Genomic DNA, 9,522 nt, shown 5'->3' with positions numbered 1-9,522 from the left:
CGGCAACCGCGCGACCGTCGGCCGCAGCTCCAGCAGCCACCCCACGAGCGCGCCCTCGAGAGGGCTGCGTCTCAGCTCGGCGGTGGGCACGGCTCGAACGTACGTACGGGGTACGACACTTCCGAGCAACCGGCTCAGCCGGAGGGGCTCAGGCCTTGCGGCCCCGGTGCAAGGCGACGATGCCACCGGTCAGGTCCCGCCAGGCGACGTCCGCCCAGCCGGCCGCCTGCAGCCGCGCGGCCAGGGCCGGCTGGTCGGGCCAGGCGCGGATCGACTCGGCCAGGTAGACGTAGGCCTCGGGGTTGCTGCTCACCGCCCGGGCGATCTGCGGCAGCGCCTTCATGAGGTACTCGGTGTACAGGGTGCGGAACGGCCCCCAGGTGGGGCTGGAGAACTCGCAGACGACCAGGGTGCCGCCCGGGCGGGTGACCCGGGAGAACTCGCGCAGCGCGGCGTCGGGGTCGGCCACGTTGCGCAGGCCGAAGGAGATGACCACGCCGTCGACGCTCTCGTCGGCCAGCGGCAGCGCCATCGCGTCACCGGCCACCTTCGGCACCGGCCGGGCTGCGCCGGCGCGCAGCATGCCCTGGGAGAAGTCGCAGGCGATCGCGTGCACGCCGCCGGCCGCGAGCTCCACCGTCGAGACCGCCGTACCGGCCGCGACGTCCAGCACCGTCTGCCCGGGGCGGGCGCCCAGGGCCTCGCGGGTGGCCCGCCGCCAGGAGCCGTCCAGGCCGCCGGAGAGCACCGTGTTCGTGAGGTCGTAGCGCTCGGCGACCCGGTCGAACATCGCCGCGACCTCGGCCGGTCGCTTGTCCAGCCCGGCCCTCACGCCGGCGGTGTGCGGGTCGTCTCGCCGGTCTGCCACGGCGTCGACGCTACAAGGCTGCCTACTCTGATCACGTGACTGCGGCCGCCCTCACCTCACCGGCAGCGGCCGCCGACACCGTCAGCACGGTCCGCGCCGACGCCGCGGGTGAGCTGCTCGACCTGCTGCCGGCGGGGGCCGGGCTCTCCTGGGTGCGGCGCGGCGAGGGCCTCGTCGGCTGGGGCGAGGCGGCCCGGCTCGAGGTCTCCGGCCCCGGCGCGCTGGCCGAGGCCGCCGACTGGTGGGACACCTACGTGGCCGGGCTCGACGTCGGCGACGACGTCGGCGTGCCCGGGTCGGGGCCGGTCCTCTTCGGCAGCATCGCCTTCGACCCGGTGGCCGGCACGTCGGTCTTCGTCGTCCCCGAGGTCGTCGTGGGACGGCGGGACGGCGTCGGGTGGGTCACCGCGATCGGTGCCGCGCCGGAGCTGCCGGCGCCCGTCCGGGACGGCGACTCCCCGGCCCCCCGACTGCGCTACGCCGACGGCGCGCTGGACCCGGCGAGCTGGTGCGCCGCCGTCGCGGCCGCCGTGGAGCGGATCGCCGCGGGTGACCTGGCCAAGGTGGTGCTGGCCCGGGACCTGCTGGTCTCCGCGGAGCCCGCCCTCGACCCGCGGCGGCTGCTGCACCGGCTGGCGGCGCGCTTCCCCGGCTGCTGGACCTTCGCCGTCGACGGGCTGCTGGGAGCGACCCCCGAGCTGCTGCTGCGGCGCACCGGGCGGCAGCTCTCCTCCCGCGTGCTGGCCGGCACAGCGCCGCGCGGGGCCGGCGCGGAGGACGAGCGGCTCGCCACGGCGCTCCTCGGGTCGGCGAAGGACCGCGTGGAGCACGCGCTCGCCGTCGACTCGCTGGTCCGCGCGCTGGAGCCCTACTGCGGTGAGCTCACCGCGCCGGGTGAGCCCGAGCTGCTGACCCTCGCCAACGTGCGGCACCTGGCCACCGACGTCGTCGGCACGCAGCGGGTGCCGGCCGGCCTGCTGGAGCTCGTGGGGGCGGTGCACCCGACGGCCGCCGTCTGCGGCACGCCCACGACCGACGCCGCCGCGCTGATCGGCGAGCTGGAGGGGATGGACCGCGGCCGCTACGCCGGTCCGGTCGGGTGGATGGACGCCCGGGGCGACGGTGAGTTCGGGCTCGCGCTGCGCTGCGCGGAGCTCACGGCGGACGGCGGGGCGCGGCTGTTCGCCGGCTGCGGCATCGTCGCCGGCTCCGACCCGGCCGCCGAGCTGGCCGAGACCCAGTCGAAGTTCGCCGCGTTCCAGGCCGCGCTGGAGAGCTGAGCGCGGCTACCCGCCCAGCGCGCGGGCAGCGGCGGTGCGGAGGTCGGTCGCGAGCTGCGCCTCGGCGCGCTGGTCGGTGCCGACGACGACGACCTGCGGGCCGCCGAGCCCCAGCACCGCCTGCAGCTCCGCCGGCGTCGACACCCGGGTCGCCGGCCACCCCAGCGACTCGGCGACCGCGACCAGGTCCCGCCCGTGCGGCGTGCCGAAGACCCGCCGGTAGTCCGCGGCGTAGCCGTCCTGCCCCGGCTCCAGCTGGGCGAAGATCCCGCCGCCGTCGTTGTCGGGCACGACCACGGTGAGGTCCGGCCGCGGCTCCCCCTCGCCGAGCAGCAGCCCGGTCAGGTCGTGCAGGAAGGTCAGGTCCCCCATCAGGGCGAACGCCGGCCCGCCGTGCAGCAGCGCCGCCCCCACGGCGGTCGAGATCGTCCCGTCGATCCCGGCCACGCCCCGGTTGGCCAGCACGGTGACGTCGGCCCGCGGCACCGCCAGCCGGTCCACGTCCCGCACCGGCGTGGAGGACCCGAGCACCAGCAGCGCCCCGGCGGGCAGCGCGGCGACGACGTCGCGGGCCAGCCGCGCGGCGGTCAGCGCCGGGGCGCCGTCCAGCACCGCGTCCACCGCCGCGCCCACCCGCCCGGCTGCCGCGTCCCACGCGGCCGTCCACTCCGCGTCGACCGGTTCGCCGGGCTCGGCGCCGGCGAGCAGCCGCCGGACGGCGCTGCTCGACCGGCCGGCGTCGGCCCACCGCGGGGAGGCGCTCACCGTCTCGACCGTGACGGCGGGGTCGGCCAGCAGGGCGTTGACCGGCCGGGAGAGCGTCGGGCGACCCACCACGAGCACCCGCTCGGGCCGGTGCGCGGCCAGCCAGTCCGCCGCGCCGAGCGCCAGCACGCCCCCGCGCACACCGCCCGGCAGCCCCCAGAATCCGCTGCTGGGCTCGGCGACGACGGGCCACGCGGAGCCCTCGGCGAGTCCGGGCGCGGCGTGCGGCGGGCCGTCGCCGGCGATCACCAGCGTGCGCGGCGGCAGGCGGAGCACCCGCCCCGCCCACCCCGCCGCCCCGGCCGACGGCTCGGCCGCTGTCCACGGCCGTCCGCCGGGACGGCCCGCCCAGGGGCCGATCAGCTCCGCGGGCTCGTCGCCGGGCAGCAGCGGCTCGCGCAGCGCCAGGTTCAGGTGCACCGGGCCGGGATCGGCCGAGAGGGTGCCCGAAGCGATGGTGAGCGCCTTGGCGACCAGTGAGCGCCAGTAGCGGTTCTGCGCCTCCTCGCGGCCCGCCTCGGGCACCCCGACGTCGGCGGCCCAGCGGACCGCGGCCCCGTACAGCCCGGCCTGCTCGATCGTCTGGTTGGCGCCGGTCGCGCGCAGCTCCGGTGGCCGGTCGGCGGTGAGCGCCAGCAGCGGCACCCCGCTGGCGTCGGCCTCCAGCACGGCGGCGTGCAGGTGCGCGGTCGCCGTCCCCGAGGTCGTCACCACGGGCACGGGGCGGCCGGACCGCTTCGCCAGCCCGAGCGCGAGGAACGCCGCCGTCCGCTCGTCGATGCGCGTGTGCAGCCGCAGCCGGCCGTCCCGTTCGGCCGCCGCGAGCGCCAGCGCGAACGGCGCCGACCGCGAGCCGGGGGCAAGCACGGCGTCGGTGACGCCGCCGCGGACCAGTTCGTCGACCAGCACGCGGGCGAAGGCGGTGGAGGGGTTCACGCGGCGAGCACCTCGTCGATCCGGGTCAGCCACCGGGCAGCCGTCCCGTCCCCGGCGGGAGGGACGCGGTCGGGCTCCGGCCGGACCACCGGCAGTGCGCCGTCCACCGGCAGCAGCGGGGACGACGACACGTCGCCGGTGAACAGCGCCACGGTGGCCAGGCCGCACGCGAACGGCAGCTCCGGCAGGGCGGCGGCCAGCGCGACACCGGCGGCGATCCCGACCGAGGACTCCAGCGCCGAGGAGACGACGCACGGCAGCCCGTGCGCCTCCGCGACCCGCAGCGCCGCCCGCACGCCGCCCAGCGGCTGCACCTTGAGGACGACGACGTCGCCGGCCTCCCGCAGGTCCACGGCGAGCGGGTCGGCCGAGCGCCGCACCCCCTCGTCCACGGCGACCCGGACGTCGATCCGCCGGCGCAGGGCGGCCAGCTCCGGCAGCGTGGCGCACGGCTGCTCGACGTACTCCAGCCCCACGGCGGCGTCGAGCTCGCGGATCCGGCGCGCCGCGGTGCCGACGTCCCAGGCGGCGTTGGCGTCCACCCGTATCGCCCCGCCGGGGCCCAGCGCGTCGCGCACCGCCTCGACGCGGGCGAGGTCGTCGGCTGCCGTCTGCCCGGGCTCGGCGACCTTGACCTTGGCGGTGCGGCAGCCCGAGGCGGCGACGATCGCGCGCGCCCGCTCCGCGTCGACGGCGGGCACCGTCACGTTCACCGGCACGCTCGAGCGCACCGGCGCGGGGAACCCCTCGGTGGCCGCCTCCACCGCGGCGGCCCACCAGCGGCGGCTCTCGGCGGCGTCGTAGTCCCAGAACGGCGAGAACTCGCCCCAGCCGGCCGGCCCGCGCAGCAGCACGCCGTCGCGCACGTCGATCCCCCGGAAGCGGGTGCGCAGCGGCACCTCGTAGACCGCCAGCTCGGTGATCCCCGCCGGCAACGCGGTCGTGGGGAGGGCGGTCACGGTGATCACCCTATTCCGGCCGGGCCGTACCCTCGTCCCTCGTGGCTCGGCAGCTGACCCTCGTGGCCGCGGGTGAGCTCTCCGACGACGACGTCCGCGCGGCGCTGGACGGTGAGCGCCCGCTGGCCGTGCTGCCCGCCGGCCCGCCGGCGGTGGTCGATGCGGCGCGGACCGTCCTCCGCCCCGGCGAGCCGCTGGAGCCGGGCGCCGACGTCGTCGTCGTCACCTCCGGCTCCACCGGAGGCGGTCGCGGGGTGCTGCTCCCCGCCGGCGCCCTCCGGGCCTCGGCGGCCGCGACCCTGGACCGGATCGGCGGCCCCGGGAGCTGGCTGCTCGCCCTCCCGGTGTCGGCGATCGCCGGGCTGCAGGTGCTGTGCCGCTCGCTGCTGACCGGCCGGACCCCGACGCGGCTCCGCGACGGGGAGCCCCTCGCCGACGCCGTGGCCCGCATGCCGGCCGGCGACCGCCGCTACACCTCGCTGGTCCCGACCCAGCTGCGCCGCGCCCTGGACGCCGAACCGGGCGCGCTGCGCTCCTTCGACGCGGTCCTGGTCGGCGGCGCGGCCACCGACCCCGCGCTGCTCGCCCGCGCCCGGGAGGAGGGTGTCGCCGTCGTGACGACCTACGGGATGACCGAGACCGCCGGGGGGTGCGTCTACGACCGCGTGCCGCTCGACGGGGTGCGGGTGCGGATCGCCGACGGCGGCGTCGAACTGGCCGGCCCGGTGCTGGCGCTGGGGTACCGCGGCGACCCGGCGGCCACGGCCGCCGCGTTCACCGGAGGCTGGTTCCGCACCCGCGACGCCGGTGCGCTCGACGGCGCCGGGCGGCTCACCGTGCACGGTCGGCTGGACGACGTCGTCATCTCCGGCGGGGTCAACGTCGCGCCCGTCGCCGTGGAGGCCGCGCTGCGCGAGCACCCCGCCGTCGCCGACGCCGTCGTCTTCGGGCGCCCCGATCCGGAGTGGGGGCAGCGCGTCGTCGCCGCCGTCGTCCCGGCGTCCGGCGGCGCCCCCGCGCTCGCCGAGCTGCGCCCGTGGGTGACCGAGCGGCTCGGCGCCGCGGCCGCGCCCCGGGAGCTGCACCTGGTCGACGCCATCCCCACCCTGCACACGGGCAAGCCCGACCGCCGCGCCGTCGCGGCCCGCACCCCGGAGGTCTGATGGCCACCCCCGCCCAGTGGCTGGCCGGCGCCCGCCCCCGCACCCTGCCCGCGGCGGTCGCGCCGGTGCTCGTCGGCACCGGCGCCGCGATCGCGCTGGACGGGTTCCGGCTCGTGCCCGCGCTGCTCGCCCTGGTCGTGGCGCTGGCGCTGCAGGTCGGCGTCAACTACGCCAACGACCACTCCGACGGGAAGCGCGGCACCGACGCCGACCGGGTCGGCCCGATGCGGCTCGTCGGCTCCGGCGCCGCCACCGCCCGGCAGGTGCTCGTGGCGGCGCTCGCCGCCTTCGCCGTCGCCGGGGTCGCGGGGCTGGCGCTGGCGGCGCTGTCGAGCTGGTGGCTGGTGGCGGTGGGCGCGGTCTGCATCGCCGCCGCCTGGACCTACACCGGCGGCCCCCTCCCCTACGGCTACCGGGCCCTCGGGGAGGTCTTCGTCTTCGTCTTCTTCGGCCCGGTGGCCGTCGTCGGCACCACCTACGTGCAGACCCGCACGCTGCCGGGGCTGGCCTTCGCGGTGTCGGTGCCCGTGGGCCTGCTGATCGTGGCGATCCTCGTGGCGAACAACCTGCGCGACATCGAGGGCGACGCCCGGGTCGGCAAGCGCACGCTGGCGGTGCTGCTCGGCGACCGCGGCACGCGGCTGCTCTACGCCGCGCTGCTCGCCGTCCCGTTCGCCGTGGTCGCGGCGGTCGGCGTGACGCGGCCGTGGGCGCTGCTGGCGCTGGCCGCCGCGCCGCTCGCCCTCGGTCCGGCGCGGACGGTGCTGGCGGGCGCGCGCGGCCCGGCGCTCATCGCGGTGCTCGCGTCCACCGGCCTGCTGACCCTGGCCACCGGCGTCCTGCTCGCCGCCGGGCTGGCGCTCAGCTAGGTCCGGCGGCACGGGTGACGCTCCAGTAGGACGGTCGGCCGACGGTCGCTCCGAGGGCCCGCAGCTCCTGCTGCCACGCGGGTCGAGCCGCTCCAGCGGCCGGTGAGCCGAGTCCTGATGCGGCCTATCGGTCGGTGGAGCGGCTCGACGTCGCCTTCGACGCACCGTCCGCCGGGCTCGCCCTCAGCTGGGCGCGGTCACTCCGCCGCGCCGCCGCTGAGGCGGTCCCTCAGGTCCTCGCGGGCCGCGCGCCGGGCGACGCTGCGCGCCGCGAGCGCCTCGGTGAGCCGTTCGCGCGAGGGCCGGAGCAGCACGTAGGAGACCGGCATCGACAGGAGCAGGCCGAACAGCAGGCCCGGGAAGCTGCCGAGCCCGGCCCACCAGAGCACCAGGACCAGCGCCGCGGCGATCGCGAACCGGCCCACGGTGTACATCACCAGCCAGGGCAGGACCTTCGGCGGCGCGGCCGCGCCACCCGCCGGGCCCACCGGCGCACCGGCCGGGTTCTGCTGCTCAGCCATGACGGCCCTCCCACTTGGTCGAGAGAACGACCGTCGTCCTCGTGCGTGCGACCCCTCTGATGCGGTTCAACGCGTCGATGGTCTCCTCGAGTGCCGCGATGTCGGTCACGCGCACCTTCAGCACGTAGTCCTCACCGCCGGCCACGCGCCAGCAGTCCTCGACGGCGGGGATCGCGAGCAGCTCGTCCTGCACCCGCGGGTCGTCGACGGCGTCGCTCTCGATCAGGCTCACCAGCGCGGTCACCGGGCGCCCCACGGCCGCCGGGTCGACGACGGCGCGGTACCCGAGGATCACCCCGGCCGTCTCCAGCTTGCCCACCCGCTCGTGCACGGCCGGCGAGGAGAGCCCCACCTGACGGGCGAGCTCGGCGTAGCTGGCGCGCCCGTTGGCGCTCAGCAGCTCGACCAGCTGCCGGTCCACGGCGTCGATGGCGGTTCTCCGTCCTGCACGGGGGTAGCGATGTCGGTTGTGCGGCACCGAGTATCGCCGCCGACGTACGCTGGAGTCCGACGAGGGGGTGGGCCCGTGGTGTTCCTGGTGGTTCTCGTGGTTGCGGTCGTGGTGGTCGCCCTGGTGGTGCGCGCCGCGGCGAACGCCGGGCCCGAGGGGAGCGCGCGTCCTGCGCGCCGTCCCCAGCGGCCCAAGGGCCCGGTCAAGTTCGTGGCGCCGGACGACGACCCGGAGTTCCTGCGCGAGCTCGAGCGCCGGGCCCGCCGGGACGACGGTTCCCCGACCTGAGCCGTCCCGCGACCTGAGCTAGGCGGCCGGCGCCGAGCCGAACAGCCGGCGCCAGCCGCGCCTCGGCGGCGTCTCGGCGATGGCGGGCGGACCGGTGGCCTCCGCGTGCTGCTGGGTGGCCGCCTGCTCCTCGGTGCCGGCGTCCGGCCACCCCAGCCCACCGCCGCCTGGGGCGGGCTCGTCGCCCGGCCAGCCGAGGCCCCCTCCGTCCACCGCTGCTCGCGGCTCGTGGCGGGGCCCGCCGGCGGCGTCCGACGACCGGCCGGCGAGCGCCGCGGCGACGAGCGGGTGCGGCGAGGCGCCCTCGGCCGCCTCGTGCCTACCCACGGGCCGCCTCCCCGCCTGCCGGTGCGCTGCTGGTCAGCTCCATGGGGGCATGGAAGCACGCGGGACCGACGACGGGCGGCATTGCCCGCGCGGCGCCGCCCGGACGGGGGAGACGCGGTCAGACCCCGGCGTAGCTGTGCAACCCGCTGGAGACCAGGTTGACGAACGTCAGGTTGAAGATCATGACGGCGAGGCCGACCACGTTGACCCACGCCGCCTTGCGCCCCCGCCAGCCCGACGTCGTCCGGGCGTGCAGGTAGGCCGCGTAGACGACCCAGGCGACGAACGACCAGGTCTCCTTCGGGTCCCAGCCCCAGAAGCGGCCCCACGCGGCCTCGGCCCAGATGGCGCCGGCGATGACCGCGAAGGTCCAGATCGGGAAGCCGAGCACCGCGGTGCGGTGGGCGACGCGGTCCAGCGTCGCGGCCGCGGGCATCCGGGAGACGACGCCGCCGCCCTCGTCCGCACCCGGCCGCGCCTTCACCAGGTACAGCGCCGCGGCGATGCCGCTGACCATGAAGACGCCGAAGCCGATGATGGCCGCCGTGACGTGGATGGCCAGCCAGGACGACCGCAGCGCGGCGACCACCGGCGCGGCCTCGGTGTAGAGGCCCAGGCCGATGGCCACCAGCGAGAGCACCACCGGGCCCAGCACGAAGACGCCGATGTGCCGCAGGTTGGGCGTGCGCACCGCGAGCACCACGTAGGCCACGACCGCGACGAGCACGACCGCCGTCGCGAACTCGTACATGTTGCCCCACGGCAGCCGGTCGGTGGCCATGCCGCGGGTGACCAGGATGCCGGCGTGGGCGAGCGCACCCAGGACGGTCAGCCCGATGGCGGCCAGCCCCCACCGGTTGCCCCGCGGCGTCTCGGCCGGGGCGTCCCCGGTGTCCAGGGGCGGGGCGACGGTGGCCCCGGCCCCCACGGCAGCCAGTTCGCGGCCGCGCGCCACCCGCCGGCCGAAGGCCAGCTGCGCGCAGAAGGCGAGCAGCGCGACGGAGTAGAGCGCGACGCTGACGGAGAAGAGGTTGTCCGACAGCTCGGCCAGCGAGGAGTCAGTCACGCGGGGGGACCTCCGGTTCGGGTGCGGGG

At 77.5% G+C, this 9,522-nt stretch carries 11 protein-coding genes; 4 read left to right on the top strand and 7 right to left on the bottom strand.

Going from position 1 to position 9,522, the window contains the following annotated elements; all coding sequences use genetic code 11:
* Nucleotides 1-148: 148 nt before the first annotated feature.
* Nucleotides 149-868: a demethylmenaquinone methyltransferase gene (locus E9565_RS20440; protein WP_236828816.1), complete on the bottom strand. Its 720-nt coding sequence runs from the start codon at nucleotides 866-868 to the stop codon at nucleotides 149-151.
* Nucleotides 869-903: 35 nt separating this feature from the next.
* On the opposite strand from E9565_RS20440, the gene E9565_RS23435 reads away from it, so the two are divergent.
* Nucleotides 904-2,148 carry an isochorismate synthase MenF gene (locus E9565_RS23435; protein WP_236828817.1) on the top strand — a complete coding sequence of 415 codons (1,245 nt, stop codon included), beginning with the start codon at nucleotides 904-906 and terminating at the stop codon, nucleotides 2,146-2,148.
* Between the two features lie 6 nt (nucleotides 2,149-2,154).
* Here the strand turns inward: E9565_RS23435 and menD are convergent, their stop codons facing one another.
* Together menD and E9565_RS20425 are read right to left on the bottom strand one after the other, a co-directional pair.
* A complete protein-coding gene (menD, locus tag E9565_RS20430) occupies nucleotides 2,155-3,849 on the bottom strand; it encodes a 2-succinyl-5-enolpyruvyl-6-hydroxy-3-cyclohexene-1-carboxylic-acid synthase (RefSeq protein ID WP_236836602.1) in 1,695 nt (564 codons plus the stop codon).
* Nucleotides 3,846-4,808, bottom strand: a complete 963-nt coding sequence (locus E9565_RS20425; protein WP_236828761.1) for an o-succinylbenzoate synthase — start codon at nucleotides 4,806-4,808, stop codon at nucleotides 3,846-3,848. Before E9565_RS20425 ends, menD begins: the two co-directional genes overlap by 4 nt.
* Before the next feature lie 41 nt (nucleotides 4,809-4,849).
* Between E9565_RS20425 and menE the strand changes: the two genes are divergently transcribed.
* Together menE and E9565_RS20415 are read left to right on the top strand one after the other, a co-directional pair.
* Nucleotides 4,850-5,971, top strand: a complete 1,122-nt coding sequence (gene menE / locus E9565_RS20420; RefSeq protein WP_236828760.1) for an o-succinylbenzoate--CoA ligase — start codon at nucleotides 4,850-4,852, stop codon at nucleotides 5,969-5,971.
* On the top strand, nucleotides 5,971-6,840 hold the full coding sequence (locus tag E9565_RS20415) for a 1,4-dihydroxy-2-naphthoate polyprenyltransferase (protein WP_236828759.1): 870 nt from the start codon (nucleotides 5,971-5,973) through the stop codon (nucleotides 6,838-6,840). Before menE ends, E9565_RS20415 begins: the two co-directional genes overlap by 1 nt.
* A 197-nt stretch (nucleotides 6,841-7,037) precedes the next feature.
* On the opposite strand, the gene E9565_RS20410 is transcribed toward E9565_RS20415, so the two are convergent.
* The gene (locus E9565_RS20410) at nucleotides 7,038-7,361 is read right to left on the bottom strand and encodes a DUF4229 domain-containing protein (RefSeq protein WP_236828758.1); all 324 of its coding nucleotides are present in this window, start codon (nucleotides 7,359-7,361) and stop codon (nucleotides 7,038-7,040) included.
* Nucleotides 7,354-7,782, bottom strand: a complete 429-nt coding sequence (locus E9565_RS20405; protein ID WP_236828757.1) for an Lrp/AsnC family transcriptional regulator — start codon at nucleotides 7,780-7,782, stop codon at nucleotides 7,354-7,356. Before E9565_RS20405 ends, E9565_RS20410 begins: the two co-directional genes overlap by 8 nt.
* Before the next feature lie 105 nt (nucleotides 7,783-7,887).
* Between E9565_RS20405 and E9565_RS23430 the strand changes: the two genes are divergently transcribed.
* Nucleotides 7,888-8,100 (top strand): hypothetical protein, encoded by a 213-nt coding sequence (locus tag E9565_RS23430; protein ID WP_236828755.1) that lies wholly within the window; start codon nucleotides 7,888-7,890, stop codon nucleotides 8,098-8,100.
* A gap of 18 nt (nucleotides 8,101-8,118) precedes the next feature.
* Here E9565_RS23430 and E9565_RS20395 read toward each other — a convergent pair whose 3' ends face one another.
* The gene (locus E9565_RS20395) at nucleotides 8,119-8,427 is read right to left on the bottom strand and encodes a hypothetical protein (RefSeq protein WP_236828754.1); all 309 of its coding nucleotides are present in this window, start codon (nucleotides 8,425-8,427) and stop codon (nucleotides 8,119-8,121) included.
* Between the two features lie 118 nt (nucleotides 8,428-8,545).
* Complete coding sequence (ccsB, locus tag E9565_RS20390) at nucleotides 8,546-9,493, bottom strand: c-type cytochrome biogenesis protein CcsB (RefSeq protein WP_236828753.1); 948 nt, start codon at nucleotides 9,491-9,493, stop codon at nucleotides 8,546-8,548.
* Between the last annotated feature and the right edge of the window lie 29 nt (nucleotides 9,494-9,522).

Source organism: Blastococcus sp. KM273129, assembly GCF_021698995.1.
Lineage (GTDB): Bacteria > Actinomycetota > Actinomycetes > Mycobacteriales > Geodermatophilaceae > Blastococcus.
The sequence above is the reverse complement of the archived record's forward strand: the minus strand, read 5'-3'. Positions and strand labels throughout refer to the sequence as shown.

Coding starts and splice junctions, on each gene's coding strand:
- E9565_RS20415 (WP_236828759.1), top strand. CDS start 5,971: ATGGCCACCCCCGCCCAGTGGCTGGCCGGCGCCCGCCCCCGCACCCTG.
- E9565_RS20410 (WP_236828758.1), bottom strand. CDS start 7,361: ATGGCTGAGCAGCAGAACCCGGCCGGTGCGCCGGTGGGCCCGGCGGGT.